The following is an 18,124-nucleotide window of genomic DNA, read 5'->3' as shown; positions in this document are numbered from 1 at the left end:
CGAGGGCCGTGCCCGCCGACGCGACCGGCTCGAACAGGCCGTCGGCGAGCGGAGGTGGCCGGGGCGGCACGGCACGTCCGACACGTGTCCGGCCGCCCATCGAGTGAGGTGAGCGCGACGACCGGCCCGTAGTGGGCCTGGTTCCGCATGCCCGCCCGGGGCTTGTCGAGAGGACTTACATGACTTCCCGTCACGAGACCGCCGCTGCCACCGACACCACCGCCACCAAGCGCAACCGCGTGCGGATGGCGGTCGTCGCGGGCGCCGCCGTCGCGGCCCTGCCGGTGGCCGGCCTCGTCACGGCCACCTCGGCCTCCGCCGCGACCACCTCCGCCTGGGACTCCGTCGCCCAGTGCGAGAGCGGCGGCAACTGGAGCATCAGCACCGGCAACGGCTTCTACGGCGGACTGCAGTTCACCCCGTCCACCTGGGCCGCGTACGGCGGGACCGCCTACGCCTCCCAGGCCCACCAGGCGACCAAGGCGCAGCAGATCTCCGTCGCCGAGAAGGTCCTCACCTCGCAGGGCGCCGGCGCGTGGCCGGTCTGCTCGGCGAAGGCGGGCCTGAGCAAGGGCGGCGCCCCGGCCGCCGTCGACACCTCGGACGCCGCGCCGTCCAAGCCGGCCGCCAAGGCGGCGCCCAAGACCCAGGCGCCGAAGGCCCAGTCGTCCCAGACCCGGACGTCGCAGGCCCAGGCGTCGCAGGCCCAGGCGTCGCAGGCCCAGCAGGCGCCGAAGAGCAAGCAGGCGCCGAAGCCGCGGGAGGCGTCGAAGCCGCAGCAGTCGGCGCCGTCCTCGGAGAAGAACACCTCGCGCGGCGGCTACACCGTCAAGAGCGGCGACACGCTGAGCGGCATCGCGGCCAAGTTCGGCACCGACGCCGACAGCCTGTACGGCAAGAACGCCCGCACCATCGGCGGCGACCCGGACCTCATCTTCCCGGGCCAGACCCTGGCCCTCTGACGCCCCCTCGCCCCTGCGGCTCCTCACCCCCTCGCCCCCTCGCACCCGCGCCGAGCGGTCGCCCCTCCCCGGGGCGGCCGCTCGGCGCGGCGCGTGAGCGGGCGTGAGGTGGTGCGCGCGGGCGTTCGGGGTTGTAGTTGAAGATTGAACGCGACGTCTGAATACCGCCGGATCGTTCCGGCGTCGTCGTCGAGGATCGAGTCATGTCCGCGATCGGAACCAGGGGTTCTGATCAGAACGAGTCGGACCAGGTCCGAACGAGGAGTTCTGGAGATATGACGATGAACGGCGCGACGAAGCTCGACGGCAAGGTGGCCCTGGTGACCGGCGGCAGCCGGGGGATCGGGGCGGCGGTCGCGCTGCGGCTGGCCGAGGACGGTGCCGACGTCGCCCTGACCTACCAGGGCGGGGCCGAGCTGGCCGAGGAGGTCGCGGCGAAGATCACCGCGATGGGGCGACGCGGGTGGGCCGTCCGCGCGGACAGCGCCGACCCGCAGGAGGTGCAGGCCGTGGTCACCGCGGTCGCGGAGCGGTTCGGGCGGCTGGACGTCCTGGTGAACAACGCGGGTGTCGGTGTGCTCGGCCCGATCGGCGAACTGCCGCTCGACGACGTCGACCGGGTGCTGGAGGTGAACGTCCGGGCGCCGTTCCTGTTCGCCCAGGCGGCCGCCGCGCACCTGGCGGACGGCGGGCGGATCGTCACCATCGGCAGCTGTATCGCCAAGCGGGTCGCCTTCCCCGGCGCCACCCTCTACGCGACCAGCAAGGCGGCGCTGATCGGCCTGACCAAGGCACTGGCCCGGGAGCTCGGCCCGCGCGGGATCACCGCGAACGTGCTCCACCCCGGCCCGATCGACACCGACATGAACCCGGCGGACGGCCCGGACGCCGGGTTCCAGAGCGGCCTGACCGCGCTCGGCCGCTTCGGCACAGGCGCGGACATCGCCGGCGCCGTCGCCTTCCTGGTGGGCGAGGACGGCCGGTACGTCACGGGCGCGGAGCTCGCGGTGGACGGCGGCTTCGCGGCCTGACGGTCCGCGGGACGGACACCGGCCCGGTGGTCGCACCACCGGGCCGGTGTCGCGGCGGGCGGTTGTCGGTGGGCGCGTTTACGATCGCCCGGTCCGACTCGTGTTCCCAGCCGTTCTGCCGACCGAGAGGTGTGCCATGACCGCAGCGGAAGACCCGATCGAGCTGCTCGCCCGGGCGCTGGCGCAGACCGCCGGGCTGATCGACGGCGTCGGCGTCGAGCTGGCCGGCCACCCGACGGCCTGCCGGTCCTGGGACGTCGGCGACCTGATCAGCCATCTGCTGTTCGACCTGCGGCAGTTCACCGTCCGGGCCGCGGGCGGGCAGCCGGACTGGTCGCAGCCCTTCGAGCGGGTGGAGGAGGACTGGTTGCACGCTTTCGAGGCCGGCGCCGAGGCGCTCGTCGGCGCCTGGCGGGAGGCCGGCGACCTCACCGGGACGCTGGAGATCCCCGGCGTCGGAGCCCTGCCGGCCCGCTTCCCGGTGGACCAGCAGATCGCCGAATTCGCCGTCCACGGCTGGGATCTGGCCCATGCCACCGACCAGTCCACGGACGGTCTGGACCACGAGGTGGCCCTCGTCGCCCTCGCCTGGGCCCGCGGTGCGCTCACACCCGAGTACCGCGGCGGCGAGGAGGACCACCACGCCTTCGGCCCCGAGGTCGCCGTGCCGGAGGACGCCTCGCCGTACGACCGGCTCGCCGGCTTCTTCGGCCGCGACCCGGAGGGCGCGCGGTAGTCGGGGTCGCTGACCGTCGAGTCGATCGGGACAGCCGCGTCGCGGCGCGCCGTCAGCCGGAGGCCCGCCGGGCCGCCGCCTGCTTGATGGCCTCGCGGATGCGCGGGTAGCTGCCGCAGCGGCAGATGTTCTGGATCTGGTCGATGTCGGCGTCCGTCGGGTTCGGGGTGCGGCGCAGCAGGGCGACGGCGGTCATGATCTGGCCGGGCTGGCAGAAGCCGCACTGGGCGACGTCGCAGCCGAGCCAGGCCTCCTGGACGGGGTGCAGGGTGTCGCCGTCGGCCAGGCCCTCGATGGTGGTGACGCGGTGGCCCTCGCAGTCCTTGACGGAGCGGGTGCAGGGCTGGAACTCCTCGCCGTCCAGGTGGCTGGTGCAGGCGCGGCAGACGCCCACCCCGCAGCCGTACTTGGGGCCGGTGACGCCGAGCTTGTCGCGCAGCACCCAGAGCAGCGGCATGTCGTCCGGGGCCTCGACGGTGACGGGCTGCCCGTTCAGGACGAAGGTGTGGGTGGGCATGGGGAGTTGGCGTTCCTTGGTCCGGGGGTCAGAAGTTGATGGGGAAGGAGCGCGGGCTGGTGCCGGTCGCGCGCGCGTAGGCGTTGGCGACCGCGGCGGAGGCCGCCGGGACGCCCAACTCGCCCGCCCCGCCGGGAGGTCCGCTCGGCGGCATGAGGTGGATCTCGACGACCGGCGGGGTGTGCCGTTGTCGGGCGTACCGGAAGTCGGCGTAACTTCCCTCGCGGACGGCGCCGTTGTCGATGTGGTTGCCCGCGTGCAGGATCACCGAGATGCCGTCGATCAGCGCGCCGGTCAACTGGGCTTCCAGGCCTGTGGGGTTGATGACCCGGCCGAGGTCGGCGGCGATCACGGCCTTGGTGACCCGGGGATCGGTCGGGTCGGTGGCGTCCAGCTCGACCAGGTAGGCGGCGCACCCGCTGTTCTCGTCGTGGTAGCCGATGCCCTGAGCCTGGCCGGGGGGCATCGGGCGGCCCCAGTTCCCGGCCTTGGCGACGGTGTCCAGGACGGCCCGGCCGGCGGCGCTGCGCAGTCGGGCGCGGCGGAAGGCGACGGCGTCCTGGCCCATCCGGCGGGCGAGTTCGTCCATCATGATCTCGTCGGAGACCCGGACGGTGCCGGAGTAGACCGACCGCCAGCTGCCGGTGTGCACGTCCAGCGGCACTTCGGCGAGCAGTTGGGTGGGGATGCCGACGTTGTACGGGTTCTTCTCGCTGAGCAGGAAGAAGGCCTGGGCGAGGCTGAGCCCGGCCAGCGAGAGGTTGAAGCCGGCGCCGGTGAGCATCTCACCGAGCCCGTGCCGGAAGTCGGTCTTGACGGTGGCGGCGCGGTGTTCGTAGCTGAGTACCTGGCCGAGCCCGTAGGTGGCCCGGATCCGGTGGTGGCTGGCCGGGCGCATCCGGCCGTGGCGCATGTCGTCGTTGCGCGTCCACATGAGCTTGACCGGCCGGCCGGCGGCCTTGGAGATCTGGGCGGCCTCCAGGGCGGCGTCGAAGAACAGCCGCCGGCCGAACGAGCCGCCGCCGCGCACGACATGGACGGTGACGGCGTCCTGTGGGAGGCCGAGTTCGGCGGCGATGGTCTGCTGGGCGATGATCGGGGTCTGTGAGGCGAACCACAGCTCGGCCCGGTTCGGCCGCACGTCGGCGACGGCCGTCAGCACCTCCATCGGCGCGTGGTTGACGAAGGCGAAGTCGAACTCGCCGTCCACGTACTGGGTGAGCAGCGGCGGGATGAGGAACGGCGCGTGGGCGGCGCGCAGTTGGGCGCGGATGTCGGAGGTGGACAGGTGGGCGACCGGCCCCGGGTTCCACGAGGTGCGCAGCGCGTCGCGGGCCTTGAGGGCCTGGTCGAAGGTCTCGGCGAGGACGGCGACGCCGCTGGGGATCTGTACCACGCCGAGCACACCGGGCATGGTGCGGGCGGCCGAGGCGTCCAGGCTCCGGAGGGTGCCGTTGATGGTGGTGGGGCGGGCGACCACGGTGGGGACGGCGCCCGGGATCGCGAGGTCCCCGGCGTACTTGGCGCGGCCGGTGACGATGTCGCGGGCGTCGATCCGGCCGGTGGGCCGGCCGACCAGGCGCAGCCGGTCGGCGCTCTTGGGGCTGCTGGACACGGCCGGGACGGCGATGGCGGCGGCGTCGGCGGCGAGGTCGCCGTAGCCGGCCCGGCGGCCGTCGGGGGCGAGGACGGCGGAGTCGGCGGTGCGCAGGGTGTCCGGGGGAACGTTCCAGCGCCGCGCGGCGGCGGTCACCAGCCGGGCGCGGGCGGCGGCGGCCGCGGCGCGCACCGGGTCGTAGAGCGAGCGCACCGAGTTGGAGGCGCCGGTCAGCTGGTTGAAGAGCAGTTCGGGGCGGCCGTCGGAGAGCGGGACGTCCACGTCGCCGAGCCGGGCGTCGAGTTCCTCGGCGACGAGCATCGCGATGGCGGTGGTGAGGCCCTGGCCGACCTCCAGCCGGGGCAGGTGCAGCACCGCGCGCCCGGCGGGGGTGAGTTCGAGCACCAGCAGGTGCGAGGTCGGCAGGCCGGCGACGATCAGCGCGTCGCCGAGGTCCAGGATGTCCGGGATGCCGGGAAGGCCGATCAACTGCGCGGGGGCGGTGGCGTCCTGGGCGGCCGCGGCGGTGCGGACGGCGGCCTGTGCGGTGGCGGGCGCGGCGGCGTCGAGGCCGAGTCGGGCGCCGACGGTGAGGGTCGGCGCGGCCAGGAGATAGGTGAGGAAGCGGCGGCGGGCCGCGCCGGCGGCGGCCGGTGCGGGTGCCTCGCACGGGCGGCCGGGGGCGTCCGGGCGGTCGGTGTCGTCCGAGCGGGCGAGGGGAGTACTGATGGGAGAAGCCCTTCGAGCCGAGGACGGAGCCGATGGCGACGGCGGACCGGACGGGCACGACGGGCACGACGGCGCCGGGCCCGGTGCCGGATCGCGAACGCCGTTGAGCATAGGAGGGCGTTACTGACCGGTCAATACGGTCAATGTTGGCCCTCCGGTGGGGTGGTCTCCGCTCGGCGGGGGCCGGGCGGAGTGGATTCGGAGCGGGTACGGACGGCGCGGCGACCGTGCGGGCGAGGCCCGTTTCGGGTCCGTGGATGGGGTGTTCGGCAACTGTCGCACGCGGGTTCAGCCCTCGCCCGCCGGTGCGGCGGGGGTGGGAAGTGGCCCAGGAAATTCCTTGATCACTGGATCTTTCGGCTGGGCCGGTTCCTTCCTAGGCTGGACCGCGAACGGTTGCGAGCACCCGGCCCGCGCGCCGCCCCCCAGCCAGGAGAGACGTGTCGACCAGCAGTGCCCCGGAGCCCCGACTCATCCCGCCCGCCGGACCCCAACGGACGCTTGCCGCAGCCCAGTTGGTGAGCGCCGTCGGGGACGGCGCCTACTACACCTGCTCCGCGCTCTACTTCACCCACGTCGTCGGCATGTCGGCGACCGCGCTCGGCCTCGGCCTCGCCGTCGCCTGGGCGCTCGGCTCATTGGCGGGCGTCCCGCTCGGCCACCTGGCCGACCGCCGCGGCCCGCGCCGTACGGCGGTGGCCCTCGCACTGGCCACGGCGGTGGTGGTCGCCGCCTTCCTGGTGATCCGCTCCTACGCGCCGTTCCTGGTGGCGGTCTGCCTCTACGCGACGACGCAGTCCGGGCTCACCGCCGCCCGGCAGGCGCTGGTCGGCGCCCTGGTGCCGCCCGCCCGGCGCACCGCCCTGCTCGCCCACCTGCAGTCAACCCTGAACGGGGGCCTGGCCGTTGGCGCCGCCATCGGCGGCATCGCGCTCGCCGTCGGCACCCGGGCCGCGTTCCTCGGCGCCTTCGCCGTGACCGCCCTCGGCTTCCTGGCCGGCGCGCTGATCCTGCTGCGACTGCCCGAAGTCCCGCCCGCCCCGGCGCAGTCGGGCACCGGGCCGCGCCTCGCCGTCCTGCGGGACCGCCGGTACGCCGCCGTCGCGCTGGTCAACGCCGTGCTGCTGCTGCGGATGCCGCTGCTCAGCCTGGTCATCCCGCTCTGGATCGCCGACCGCGCGCCCGGGATCGGCTGGCTCGGCTCGGCCCTGTTCGTCCTCAACACCGTGGCCGTGCTGGTCTTCCAGGTCCGGGCGGCGCGCGGCGTCACCGGCCTGGCCTCGGCCGCGCGGGCGGTCCGCTCGGCCGGGGTGGTGCTGTTGGCCTCGTGCGCCGTGTTCGGCCTGTCGGCCCTGGACGTGCCGGTGTGGGCGGTCGCCGCACTGCTGGTGGCGGCCTCCGTCCTCCAGGTGATCGGGGAGATGCGGCAGTCGGCGGGCTCCTGGCAGATCAGCTTCGACCTCGCCCCACCCGAGCGGATCGGCCAGTACCAGGGCTTCTTCGGCACCGGCGTGGCCGTCGCCCGCACGCTCGGGCCGCTGCTGCTGACCACCCTGCTGCTGGACGGCGGGCTCGCGGGCTGGCTGGTCCTGGGCGGCCTCTTCCTGGCGGCCGGGCATGCGATGGGACCGGTCGTCCGCTGGGCCGAGCGCGACCGCGGCCACCCGGCGCCGACCGCGCCCCCGCGACCCGGCGCAGCCGTCGGGACGTCCGCTGCCGTCGGGGTGGCGGCGACCGAAGCCCCATGAGCGACCGAGGTCCGATGAGCGACCGAGGTCCGATGAGCGACCGAGGCCCGAAGGGGGGACCACCGCCGCCGCCCGGCCTGGCCTCGGCCGTCGCACGCGCCGACCGCAGCCGCTCCGGGCGCACACGGGACCGCTCCGGGCGCACGCGGGACCGCTCCGGGTGCCGATCGGAAAGCGGTGGCCCCGGGCCGCCGACCGCTGGCATGCTGGCCGCGTGGACCGACCCCAGATCTGGCTCGACTTCGCCCCCGAGCTGCACCTCTTCGTCTCCGGGCCCCGGCGGGCGGGCCGCTCGGCGCTGCGCACCGACGGCACCTCGACCCTCGGCCACGTGGTCGAGTCGCTGGGCGTCCCGCTCACCGAGGTCGGCAGCCTGCTGGTGGACGGCCGCCCGGTGCCCGACTCGTACGTCCCGGTGGACGAGGAGCACGTCACCGTCCGGGCCGTGGCCAGGCCGCAGCCGTCGCCCGTCCCGCCGCGCTTCCTGCTGGACGTCCACCTCGGCACCCTGACCCGCCGGCTGCGCCTGCTCGGCGTCGACGCGGCCTACGAGAACCCGGACATCGGCGACGCCGCGCTCGCCGCCCGCTCCGCCGCCGAACAGCGCGTCCTGCTCTCGCGCGACCGCGGACTGCTGCGCCGCCGCGAACTGTGGGCCGGCGCCTACGTCTACAGCCACCGCCCCGCCGAGCAGCTGCGCGACGTACTCTCCCGCTTCGCGCCCCCGCTCGCCCCGTGGAGCCGCTGCACCACCTGCAACGGCGTGCTGCGCGAGGCCGCCAAGACCTCGGTGCTCGAACAGCTCCGGGACGGCACCGAGCGCTCCTACGACGCCTTCGCCCAGTGCGTCGACTGCGGCCAGGCCTACTGGCGCGGCGCCCACCACGCCCGGCTGGACGCGATCGTCACCGAGGCCCTGCGCGACTTCGGCGCTCCCTCGGAAGGCTGACCCGGCAGGCCCGCGACCCTGAGAAAAGTGAGGGTGGCGGGTGCCCGGCGCGGCGTGTTCTCATCAGCGGTGGGGGGCGAGACCGAGGTACTCCGTCATACGAGAGAGGCCGGGTCGGATGAGCCATCAGGTGGGCCAGCAACCGTTCGAGACAGCGGACGTCGATGACGTCCCCGTGGTGACGTCCCCGGACGGGTCTGCGGTGTTCCCGTTGCTGGTGCTGGACGGGCGGGGGAGCCTCGCGGTGTTCGAGCTCGCGCCCGGGCAGGTGTCGCACGCGGTGTCGCACGCCACCGTGCAGGAGCTGTGGCAGGTCACCGAGGGCAGCGGGCGGCTGTGGCGGCGCCAGGCCGGACGGGAGGAGACCGTCCGGCTCACGCCCGGGACGGCGGCCTCGATCCCGCTCGGCACGGCCTTCCAGTTCCGGGCCGACGAGGACGCGGACCGGCCGCTGCGGATCGTCGCCGTCACCATGCCGCCCTGGCCGGGGACGGACACCGAGGCCAGGCCCGAGCAAGGCCCCTGGCAGGCGACCGCCCGATGAGCCGGGCCGGGGGGATCCTGCGCCGCCCGCTGGCGGCGTTCGTCGCAGCTGCGGCCGTCCTGGGTCTCGCGGTGGCGCCCGCCGCGGCCGCTCCGGCCACCGGGCCGACCGAGCCGCACCTGCAGTCGCGCTACGTGACGATGCCCGATGGCGTCCGCCTCGCCGTGGACGTCTGGCTGCCCGAGGGCGCCAAGCCCGGCGCGAACCTGCCCACCATTCTGGTCACCCAGCGTTACTGGCGGGCCCGGGTCTACCCCGGGTCGCCCGGCAACGGCGGCTACCGCAACGACGCCGACGGCTGGAACGCCCGCGGCTACGCCTACGTGGTCGCCGACCTGCGCGGCACCGGCGCCTCCTTCGGCACCCTGACCTCCGAACTCGGCGCCGACGCCGTCGCCGACAGCGGCCCGCTGAGCGACTGGATCGCCGCCCAGCCCTGGTCCAACGGCCGGGTCGGCACCACCGGCGTCTCCTACGGCGGCGACACCGCGATGCTCGCCACCGCCCTCGGCAACCACCACATCACCGCCGCCGCACCGATCTCCTACGACTTCGATCCGTACGAGGACCTGGTGCGCCCCGGCGGCCTGCTGATCGAACCCCGGATCGCCCCGTACGCGCTGCTGTTGAGCATCCTCGACCAGGCCGGCGGCACCACCTGCGACACCGACGAGCAGACCCGGCAGGTCTGCCAGGCCACCGGCCTCACCGGCGCCGTGCCCCGGCCGGTGGACGGCCCGGACGGACCGGCGCTGCTGGCCGCCGCGCGCGCCGAGCACGCGGGCAACGCCAACCTGGTCGACATGGCCCACGCCGGTGTGTACCGCGACTACCGGGACGGCCCGAAGAGCTGGACCGTCGGCAGCGTCGGCGAGCAGGCCGACGCCGTCGAGGCCGGCGGCGTCCCCGTGCTGACCGACGCCGGCTGGCTGGACGCGGGCACCGCCAACGGCGTGCTCTCCCAGTTCACCGGCCTCGGCAACACCCAGGACGCCTGGATCGGCCCGTGGAGCCACGGCCAGGGCTACCTGGCCGACCCGTTCCAGCCCGCCCGCCACCTGACCGACCAGGAACGCGCCCAGATCGCCCAGCGGACGATCGACTTCTTCGACCGCTACGTGCGGGGCGACGCCCGCCCCGACGGCACCCGGCAGCTGCACTACTACACCTTCAACGAGGGCGTCTGGCGCACCACCACCCGCTGGCCGCTGCCCGGCACCCGCCCGCAGCGGCTCTACCTCGGCGAGGACAACGCGCTCAGCCGCCGGCGGCCCGAACCGGACGACCGCCGCGCCGGCGCCGACCTGCTGCGCCTCGACCCCACCGCCGGCACCGGCCCGTTGGACCGCTGGAACACCAACCTCACCGGAAACCAGGTCAGTTACCCCGACCGGGCCGCGGTGGACGGCAAGCTCCTCAGCTACACCACCCCGCCGCTGACCGAGGACACCCGGGTGACCGGCAACGGCCGCGTCACGCTGGACGTCACCGGCCTCGACGGCACCGCCCAGGGTGCCCTGCACGTCTACCTGGAGGACGTCGCCCCCGACGGCCGGGTCACCTACCTGACCGAGGGCCAACTCGCCCTCGCCGACCGGGCGGTGGCCGACCGGGACGACAACCCCGACTGGCGCCGGCTGCGCACGCCCCGCAGCTACGCGGCCACCGACGCGACGCCCTTCCCGCAGGGCCGGGCCCAGCAGGTCACCATCGACCTGCAGCCCGTCGCGGTGCTGTTCCGGGCCGGCGAGCGGATCCGGCTCACCGTCGCCGCCGCCAACCCCGACTCCTTCCAGCTGCTCCCGGCCGACGGCCGGGCGAGCTACCGGATCGGGCACGGCGGGGCCCGACCGTCGTACGTGGAGCTGCCCGTGGTGCGGTGACCGGGGTGGGGCGACCCAGGGCGCCGTGACCGGGGTGCGGTGACCGGGGCGTGGGGACGGCGGCGCGGTGAACAGGCCGCGCCGTCCGGCCCGTCGTCCGGGCACGGCCCCGGGAACCGGCAACGCGCCGAGCCGTCAGGTGCACCTCAGCGCGGCGCCTCCAGGCCGAGGGCCCAGCGGTGGGTGGTGTACCGGCCCATCCGGGTCGGATGGCGCTCCACGAGCGTCACGGCCAGGCCGTCGGCCGTACGGCGCAGCGTGCCGGTGAACCGGTGCAGGTCCTCGTCGGCCAGGGGGAGCAACTCGGCGAGCACGGTGTCGTCCAGGTCGCGCCCGACGGCGCGCAGCACTCCCGCGTCCAGCACCAGGACGGTGCCGTCGGCCAGCACCACCGGCGCGGGGGCCTGCGGGTCGGTGAGCAGCGGGCCGTGCTCGATCCCGCCGCCGGGCAGCAGCCGCACCACCCGGCTCCCGGTGGGCCGGCGGCGGTCGGTCTCGACCACGCGCAGGCCGCTGCCGACCACGTAGTGGCCGTAGCTGCGCCAGGAGTCGACCAGGGCGCCGTCCGGGTCGTACGCCCAGGTGTCGAAGCCGCCGTAGCCCTCCAGGCCGAGCACGAAGCGGCCGCCGCCCAGGGCCGCGCCGCGCTCGCCGCGCAGCTCGGCGACCAGGGCGCCGTCGTCGAGGTCCAGCAGCAGGGCCGGGCCGAGGTGGCCCCAGGCGGTGTACTCGAAGGAGTCGGTGGTGACCAGCACCCGGCCGGAGGAGAGGTGGGCCGCGTTCGGGCGCCCCGCGCAGGCGTGCCGCCAGCGGACCCGGCCCGCTTCGTCGACGCAGCTGACCTCGCCGTCCCGGCCGTGCAGCTGCAGGTCGCCCCGCCGGGCCAGCGGCCCCTCCGGGCGCCCCTGCGGCCGCCCGCCGCCCCGTCGATGGTGGTTCTGGACCGTGACCCGCCAACTCCCCATGATCCGGATGCTAACGGACGCCACCGGGCCGCGGAGGGCGTTTGCGGAGGGTGCCCGGACGGCCGGGACGGCGGACAATCTCCCCAGGAGCCGAGGAGGAGGCCGCGGTGGAGTTCGAGGTGATGATCGAGACCCCGCAGGGGTCGCGGAACAAGTACGTGATGGATTTCGCGGTGGGCCGGATCCGCCTCGACCGCACCCTGTTCACCGCCACCCGGTACCCCGCGGACTACGGCTACGTCGAGGGCACCCTGGCCGGCGACGGGGAGCCGCTGGACGCGCTGGTGCTCGGCGGGGAACCGGCCGTGCCGGGGTGCGTGCTCACCTGCCGGGCGGTCGGCATGTGGGTGATGCGGGACGAACGCGGGCCGGACCAGAAGGTGTTGTGCGTGCCCGCGCACGACCCGCGCTACGCCGGCCTGCGCGACATCGAGGACCTGCGCAGGTTCGACCTGCTGGAGATCACCCACTTCTTCCAGGTCTACAAGGACCTGGAGCACGGCAAGTCGGTGGTGGGCTCGCACTGGGCGGACCGGGCGGCCGCGTACGCGCAGATCGCCGAGTCCCGGGCCCGTGCGTCCGGCACGCGCTACGCCGACCGGGGGTAGGTGCCACCGTGCGCGCGGCCCCGGGACCCGGGGTCAGAACCGGGCGTGGCGCAGGATCTCGCGGACCTGGTCGGCGATGGCGGCCTCGTTCTGCTCGAACTCGGGGGCGGTGAGGCGGTCCGGTTGCGCGGGCAGGCCGGTGAGGACGGGGGTGTGCAGGTGGCCGCCGGGGAGGTCGGGGGCGAGGTCGAGGCGGAGGCGGTTGGAGCGGTAGGCGACCTCGTTGGAGAGGTACCCGCCGCCGCCTCCGGAGACCGCGCGGGAGCCGGGGGTCGGCCCGTCCTCGCGGTCGACGGGCAGGACGGCGCCCTCGGGGATCTCGGTGACGGTGGTGTTGAGGCGGACGGGGTAGGGCTGCTGGACGGCCGTCATGGCGTCGGTCGGCAGGGTGGTGCGGATGAACTCCGGGCCGTCGCCCAGGCCCGGGGCGGTGACCGGGTGCTCCCGGGTGCCGCCGGAGAGAGTGCCGGTGTTGTCGGTGGCCGGGTCGGCGGAGCGGGCCCGCCCGGCCCAGGCCTCCAGGGTGAACAGGCCCGGGTAGCCCTGGCTGATGCTGGTGATCAGGTCCGCGGCCTGCCGGCCGGGCACGAGGTGCGGGCCGAAGGCGCGCTCGACGATCCCGTCGTCGAAGTCGCCGTAGCGGACCGGCAGGAGGACGGCCCGGACCTCGGCCGGGCTGCCGTCGGCGAGGGTGATCCGCCGACCGTGCAGTTGCAGGACGGCCGCGCCGGAGGGGTTGGCGCGGCGCGGTTCGGTGTCGAGGCCGTACGGGTCGAAGCCGCTGACGAAGATCCGCCGGATGCCCGGGGCGGCGGTGAAGCCGTCGTCGAGGCCTCGGGAGGCGTCCTCGAAGCGGGCCCGCAGCGCGGTCGGGTCGACCTCGAACCCGGGTTGCCAGCGGGCCAGTTGGACGGTCATGGCGAGCCTGGTCCAGTACAGCGGGCGGTCGTCGCGGGCGGGCAGTTCGCCGCTCGGGCGCCGACCCTGGGCCCGGTCCACCCCGGCCTGCCAGAGCGCCCGCCCCCACCTGTCCGCGACCCGTTCCGCCTGGCCGGCGTCCCGGGCGGCGCACAGGGCGGCGGGGAAGCCCCGGAGCAGGTCGCGCAGGCCGGAGCGTTCGGTGAAGGCGGCCGTCCGCTGGTCCTGGAGCCGGGCCTGTTCGGCGTCCACCGGCGCCGTGCCGACGGTCGGGCAGCCGCCCTGGGCGGCCTGGGCGGTGACCGGGGCGATCAGGGCGGCGAGCGTGCCGGCGAGGGCGGCGGCCAGGGTCGCGACGCGGCGCAATGATGTCATGTCACCTGACAATAGGTCCGGAGGCTGACGCCCCGCCAGAGGGCCCTCGCCGTACCCGTAGGCTGACCAGGTGACACCCCGTGACCTGAGCATGAAGGCCCTGATCGCCGACCCCTATGGCGGCTACACCCAGCTGCGCGCCGATGCGCCCGTCCACCGGGTCGTCGGCCCGGACGGACTCCCCGTCTGGCTGGTGACCCGCTACCCGGACGTGCGCCAGGCCCTCGCCGACCCCCGGCTGGCCCTCGACAAGGCGCACGCCGCGCCCGGCAACTACCGGGGCTTCGCGCTGCCGCCCGCGCTGGACGCCAACCTGCTGAACATGGACCCGCCCGACCACACCCGCATCCGCCGCCTCGTCGTCCAGGCCTTCACCCCGCGCCGGATCAGCGCCCTGCGCGGGCCGATCGAGCGCGTCGCCGAGCAACTGCTCGACACCGTGGCGCCCCTGGGCCGCACCGACCTGCTCGCCGCCTACGCCGCGCCGCTGCCGATCACCGTCATCTGCGACCTGCTCGGCGTCCCCGAGGACGACCGGCACGACTTCCGGGCCTGGACCGACACGCTGATCACCCCGGACCCCTCGCGCCCCGAGCAGGCCCGCGCCGCCGTCAAGGCGATGCTCGGATTCTTCACCGGCCTGATCGACCGCAAGCGCACCGAGCCGGGCGACGACCTGCTCTCCGACCTGATCGCCGTCCGCGACGAACAGGACCGGCTCAGCGAGGACGAACTGACGTCCCTCGCCTTCCTCATCCTCTTCGCCGGCTACGAGAACACCGTCCACCTCATCGCCAACGCCGTCCTCGCGCTGCTCACCCACCCCGAGCAGCTCGCCGCCCTGCGCGACGAACCGGAGCTCATCGCCGGCGCCGTCGAGGAGTTCGCCCGCTTCGACGGCCCCGCGCCACTGGCCATCCGCCGCTTCCCGCGCGAGGACGTCACCATCGGCGACGTCACCGTCCCGGCCGGCGAGACCGTGCTGCTCGCCCTCGCCTCCGCCAACCGGGACCCCGAGCAGTTCACCGACCCCGACCGGCTCGACCTGCGCCGCCGCGAGAGCGGCCACCTCGCCCTCGGTCACGGCATCCACTACTGCCTGGGCGCGCCGCTGGCCCGGATGGAGACCGCTGTCGCACTGACCGTGCTGCTGCGCCGCTTCCCCGACCTCGTCCTGGACGTACCGGCCGAGCAGCTGCGCCACCGCCCGACCCTGAGGGCCCGTGGCCTGCTGGAACTTCCCGTCCGGTACTGAGTCCGCGGTCGGGAACCGGCGCGAGTTCTACAGCGTTGTCGTGGTCGAACGGCGCAAGCAGCGGTATTCGGACGGTTGTGGAGGAAGTCCCATGAGTGTGGCCCTGACGAAGGGCGGCAACGTCTCCCTGGGTAAGCAGGCCCCCGGGGTGCGGGTCGTGCGGGTCGGCCTCGGCTGGACGGCCGGCGCCGGGTACGACCTGGACGCCAGCGCGCTGCTCTGCGACGCCTCCGGGAAGGTCGTCTCGGACCAGCACTTCGTCTTCTTCAACAACCTGCAGAGCCCGGACGGCTCGGTCCGCCACCAGGGCGGCAGCGCCGACGGCGGTGACCAGGAGCAGATCGACGTCCGGCTCGCGGAGGTCGCCGCCGGGGTGGAGAAGATCGTCTTCGCGGTGGCGATCTACGACGCGGCGCAGCGGCGCCAGAGCTTCGGGCAGGTCCGGGGGGCGTACGTCCGGCTCGCCGACCCGGACGGCGGCGTCGAGGTGGCCCGGTACGACGTGGTGTCGGAGTCCGGCAGCGAGACGGCGATGGTGTTCGGCGAGCTCTACCGGCACGGCACGGACTGGAAGTTCCGGGCCGTCGGGCAGGGGTACGCGTCGGGGCTCGCGGGCATCGCCGGCGACTTCGGCGTGGACGTCCTGCAGCCGGCGCCCGCCGCGCCCGCGACCCCGGCCCCGGCGGCCCCGGCTGCGGCTCCGGCCCCGATCGCGGCCGCTGTGCCGGCTTTGCCCACCGCGCCGCCCGCTGTCCCGATGACCCAGCCAGCAGCAGGGAGTTCCCCCGTGACGTGTTTCTTCGACCCCTCGCACGGCCTCGGCTCGACGGCGGTGCTGTGGTCGCCGCAGTGGGGCGTGCCGCGCCAGATCGAGGCCTGCGCCGCCTGCGCCCAGCGGGTGCAGACCACCGTGCCGCCGTTCTACACCCCGCCGCAGGCCGGCTACCCGCAGCAGGTCCAGCAGGGGTACCCGCAGGTGCCGGGTCAGGGCCAGCCCGCCCAGGGGCAGCCGGCCCAGGGCGGCCGCCGCTTCGGCACCGGCGCCCTGATCGGCGCGGGCGCGGCCGGCCTGGTCGGCGGCGCGCTGCTCAACGAGGCGTTCAGCGACGACGCGCCGGAGGTGGTCGTGAACAACTACTACGAGGGCGACGACGACAGCTTCTTCTAGACCGCTCGCCCGGCGGACCCCGGAGGGCGCCACCGGGCTCGGTGTACCGCAGGCCGCGCAGTTCGACGAACTGCGCGGCCTGCGGCGTTCTCAGATGTCCTGCCGCCGGTACGCCCCCGCCCGGGCGGCGGCCTCGGCGGCGGCCGCGGCGCGGTCCGCGGCGGCCTCGTCGAGGGGCTCGGCGGTGGTGAGCATCCGGTAGTAGAGGGGTGCGGAGACGGCCCGGACCGCCTCGAACTCATCGGTGTCGGGCGGGAGTTCGCCGCGCTCGACGGCCTCGGTGACGCACGGCGCCCACTCCTCGACCCGACGCAGGTAGAAGCGCCGCAGGGCCTCGGCGGCGCCCGGGTCGCAGGTGGCGGCCACGATCACCGCGCGGAACAGCGCCCCCTGTCGGGGGTCGGCGAGCGTGCGCTGGACGAGCCGGGCGTTGGCCCGCAGGTCCTCGGCGAGGGAACCGGTGCGGGTGCGCGGCAGCGACTGCTCGGCCATGTCCGTGAGCAGGTCGGCGACCAGCGCGGAGGTGGTGCCCCAGCGGCGGTAGACGGTGGTCCGGCCGACCTCGGCCCGCTGGGCGACGTCGCCGAGGTCGAGGCCGCTGAAGCCGTGCTCGACCAGGGCGTCCTCGGCGGCCCGCAGGACGGCGGCGCGGACCCGGGCGGTACGGCCGCCTGGGCGGACCGTCCCGGGGGTGGCCGTCCCGGGGGTGGGGGTCCCAGGGGTGGCCGTTCCGGGGGCGGGGGTCTCCGGAGTGTCCGGCGCGGGGGGCTCGGCAGTCATTAACGGGATTCCTGTTCCATTAGATCGGCGCACCCTGGTAGGGTCGAGTCATCCTAGCGGAATGGGAATCCCGTTAAGGGGTTCCGAGGGGAGAACTGTCATGGAAACCGCCATGGAATACCGCCGACTCGGCTCGTCCGGACTCAAGGTCCCCGCGCTCAGCCTCGGCACCGGCACCTTCGGCGGCCGCGGACCGCTGTTCGGCGCCTGGGGCACCACCGACGTCCAGGAGGCCCGCCGCCTGCTCGACATCGCCATCGACGCCGGAGTCACCCTGTTCGACACCGCCGACGTCTACTCCGACGGCGCCTCCGAGGAGGTCCTCGGCCAGGCCATCCGCGGCCGCCGCGACCAGGTGCTCGTCTCCACCAAGGCCGGCCTGCCCACCGGCGACGGCCCGCAGGACGCCGGCACCTCCCGGGCCCGCCTCACCAAGGCCGTGGACGACGCGCTGCGCCGCCTCGACACCGGCTACCTCGACCTCTTCCAGCTCCACGCCTTCGACGCCGGCACCCCGATCGAGGAGGTGCTGGCCACCCTGGACGACCTGGTCCGGGCCGGCAAGATCCGCTACACCGGCGTCTCCAACTTCTCCGGCTGGCAGCTGATGAAGTCCCTGGCCGTCTCCGAGCGCTACGGCCGCCCCCGCTACGCCGCCCACCAGGTCTACTACTCGCTGGTCGGCCGCGACTACGAGTGGGAGCTCATGCCGCTCGCCCAGGAGGAGGGCGTCGGCGCCCTGGTCTGGAGCCCGCTCGGCTGGGGCCGCCTCACCGGCCGGATCCGGCGTGGCCGGCCGCTCCCGGCCGGCAGCCGCCTGCACGACACCGCCGACTACGGCCCGCCGGTCGAGGACGAGCTGCTCTACCAGGTGGTCGACGTGCTCGACGAGATCGCCGCCGAGACCGGCCGCAGCATCCCGCAGATCGCGATCAACTGGCTGCTGCGCCGCCCGACCGTCTCCTCGGTCATCATCGGCGCCCGCAACGAGGAGCAGCTGCGGCAGAACCTCGGCGCGGTCGGCTGGTCGCTGACCGACGAGCAGGTCGCCCGGCTGGACGCGGCGAGCGCCCGCACCGCGCCGTACCCGTACTTCCCCTACCGGCGCCAGGAGGCCTTCGCCCGGCTGAACCCGCCGCTGGCCGGCTGACCTGCGAGAACCGTGCTCACTGGTTTTCACTGGTCAGCAGGCCCGGGAGCTCGGCCGCTGCGCTCCGCGGATCCGATGCCCGGCTCAGGCCGCACACCCGGTCGGTGTGCGCGACGAGTACCAGTGACGGCCGGGACTGGAGAGAAGGAGCGCGCATCGGCATGCGAACCTGCGGGCGAGACCGGTCCACCGCGGGCCCCTATCCGGAG

At 74.7% G+C, this 18,124-nt stretch carries 16 protein-coding genes; 11 read left to right on the top strand and 5 right to left on the bottom strand.

Annotated features, from left to right (window positions below; genetic code table 11):
- Positions 1–179 precede the first annotated feature (179 nt).
- From ACIOJE_RS04090 to ACIOJE_RS04080, 3 genes are all read left to right on the top strand, one after another.
- The gene (locus ACIOJE_RS04090; RefSeq protein ID WP_400773156.1) at positions 180–962 is read left to right on the top strand and encodes a transglycosylase family protein; all 783 of its coding nucleotides are present in this window, start codon (positions 180–182) and stop codon (positions 960–962) included.
- Between the two features lie 275 nt (positions 963–1,237).
- Complete coding sequence (locus ACIOJE_RS04085) at positions 1,238–1,993, top strand: SDR family NAD(P)-dependent oxidoreductase (RefSeq protein ID WP_400773154.1); 756 nt, start codon at positions 1,238–1,240, stop codon at positions 1,991–1,993.
- A gap of 136 nt (positions 1,994–2,129) precedes the next feature.
- Positions 2,130–2,729 (top strand): TIGR03086 family metal-binding protein, encoded by a 600-nt coding sequence (locus ACIOJE_RS04080; RefSeq protein ID WP_400773152.1) that lies wholly within the window; start codon positions 2,130–2,132, stop codon positions 2,727–2,729.
- Positions 2,730–2,781: 52 nt separating this feature from the next.
- On the opposite strand, the gene ACIOJE_RS04075 is transcribed toward ACIOJE_RS04080, so the two are convergent.
- Both ACIOJE_RS04075 and ACIOJE_RS04070 read right to left on the bottom strand, forming a co-directional pair.
- Positions 2,782–3,246 carry a (2Fe-2S)-binding protein gene (locus ACIOJE_RS04075; RefSeq protein WP_400773151.1) on the bottom strand — a complete coding sequence of 155 codons (465 nt, stop codon included), beginning with the start codon at positions 3,244–3,246 and terminating at the stop codon, positions 2,782–2,784.
- 28 nt (positions 3,247–3,274) lie between these two features.
- Positions 3,275–5,683: a molybdopterin cofactor-binding domain-containing protein gene (locus tag ACIOJE_RS04070; RefSeq protein WP_400773149.1), complete on the bottom strand. Its 2,409-nt coding sequence runs from the start codon at positions 5,681–5,683 to the stop codon at positions 3,275–3,277.
- A gap of 329 nt (positions 5,684–6,012) precedes the next feature.
- On the opposite strand from ACIOJE_RS04070, the gene ACIOJE_RS04065 reads away from it, so the two are divergent.
- From ACIOJE_RS04065 to ACIOJE_RS04050, 4 genes are all read left to right on the top strand, one after another.
- The gene (locus tag ACIOJE_RS04065; protein ID WP_400773147.1) at positions 6,013–7,320 is read left to right on the top strand and encodes an MFS transporter; all 1,308 of its coding nucleotides are present in this window, start codon (positions 6,013–6,015) and stop codon (positions 7,318–7,320) included.
- 214 nt (positions 7,321–7,534) lie between these two features.
- Positions 7,535–8,269, top strand: a complete 735-nt coding sequence (locus ACIOJE_RS04060; protein ID WP_280681404.1) for a Mut7-C RNAse domain-containing protein — start codon at positions 7,535–7,537, stop codon at positions 8,267–8,269.
- Between the two features lie 130 nt (positions 8,270–8,399).
- Entirely contained in the window at positions 8,400–8,813 is a 414-nt protein-coding gene (locus ACIOJE_RS04055; protein WP_400773145.1) for a cupin domain-containing protein, read from the top strand.
- Positions 8,810–10,696, top strand: a complete 1,887-nt coding sequence (locus tag ACIOJE_RS04050; RefSeq protein ID WP_400773143.1) for a CocE/NonD family hydrolase — start codon at positions 8,810–8,812, stop codon at positions 10,694–10,696. The genes ACIOJE_RS04055 and ACIOJE_RS04050 overlap by 4 nt, the downstream gene beginning before the upstream one ends.
- Before the next feature lie 146 nt (positions 10,697–10,842).
- Here ACIOJE_RS04050 and ACIOJE_RS04045 read toward each other — a convergent pair whose 3' ends face one another.
- Positions 10,843–11,661: a hypothetical protein gene (locus tag ACIOJE_RS04045; RefSeq protein ID WP_280681398.1), complete on the bottom strand. Its 819-nt coding sequence runs from the start codon at positions 11,659–11,661 to the stop codon at positions 10,843–10,845.
- Between the two features lie 107 nt (positions 11,662–11,768).
- Between ACIOJE_RS04045 and ACIOJE_RS04040 the strand changes: the two genes are divergently transcribed.
- Positions 11,769–12,269 carry an inorganic diphosphatase gene (locus ACIOJE_RS04040; protein WP_280681396.1) on the top strand — a complete coding sequence of 167 codons (501 nt, stop codon included), beginning with the start codon at positions 11,769–11,771 and terminating at the stop codon, positions 12,267–12,269.
- A gap of 33 nt (positions 12,270–12,302) precedes the next feature.
- Here ACIOJE_RS04040 and ACIOJE_RS04035 read toward each other — a convergent pair whose 3' ends face one another.
- Positions 12,303–13,562: a pyroglutamyl peptidase gene (locus tag ACIOJE_RS04035; protein ID WP_400773141.1), complete on the bottom strand. Its 1,260-nt coding sequence runs from the start codon at positions 13,560–13,562 to the stop codon at positions 12,303–12,305.
- Between the two features lie 91 nt (positions 13,563–13,653).
- Between ACIOJE_RS04035 and ACIOJE_RS04030 the strand changes: the two genes are divergently transcribed.
- Together ACIOJE_RS04030 and ACIOJE_RS04025 are read left to right on the top strand one after the other, a co-directional pair.
- Complete coding sequence (locus ACIOJE_RS04030; protein ID WP_400773409.1) at positions 13,654–14,817, top strand: cytochrome P450; 1,164 nt, start codon at positions 13,654–13,656, stop codon at positions 14,815–14,817.
- Between the two features lie 91 nt (positions 14,818–14,908).
- Positions 14,909–15,985, top strand: a complete 1,077-nt coding sequence (locus ACIOJE_RS04025; protein WP_400773139.1) for a TerD family protein — start codon at positions 14,909–14,911, stop codon at positions 15,983–15,985.
- A 90-nt stretch (positions 15,986–16,075) separates the two neighbouring features.
- Here the strand turns inward: ACIOJE_RS04025 and ACIOJE_RS04020 are convergent, their stop codons facing one another.
- Positions 16,076–16,765 carry a TetR/AcrR family transcriptional regulator gene (locus ACIOJE_RS04020; RefSeq protein WP_280681390.1) on the bottom strand — a complete coding sequence of 230 codons (690 nt, stop codon included), beginning with the start codon at positions 16,763–16,765 and terminating at the stop codon, positions 16,076–16,078.
- Positions 16,766–16,877: 112 nt separating this feature from the next.
- Here ACIOJE_RS04020 and ACIOJE_RS04015 point away from each other — a divergent pair, with 112 nt between their 5' ends.
- A complete protein-coding gene (locus ACIOJE_RS04015) occupies positions 16,878–17,915 on the top strand; it encodes an aldo/keto reductase (RefSeq protein WP_400773407.1) in 1,038 nt (345 codons plus the stop codon).
- The last annotated feature ends 209 nt before the right edge of the window (positions 17,916–18,124 follow it).

It is taken from the genome of Kitasatospora sp. NPDC087861, from assembly GCF_044742585.1.
GTDB lineage: Bacteria > Actinomycetota > Actinomycetes > Streptomycetales > Streptomycetaceae > Kitasatospora.
This window is presented reverse-complemented; position numbering and strand designations above follow the sequence as displayed.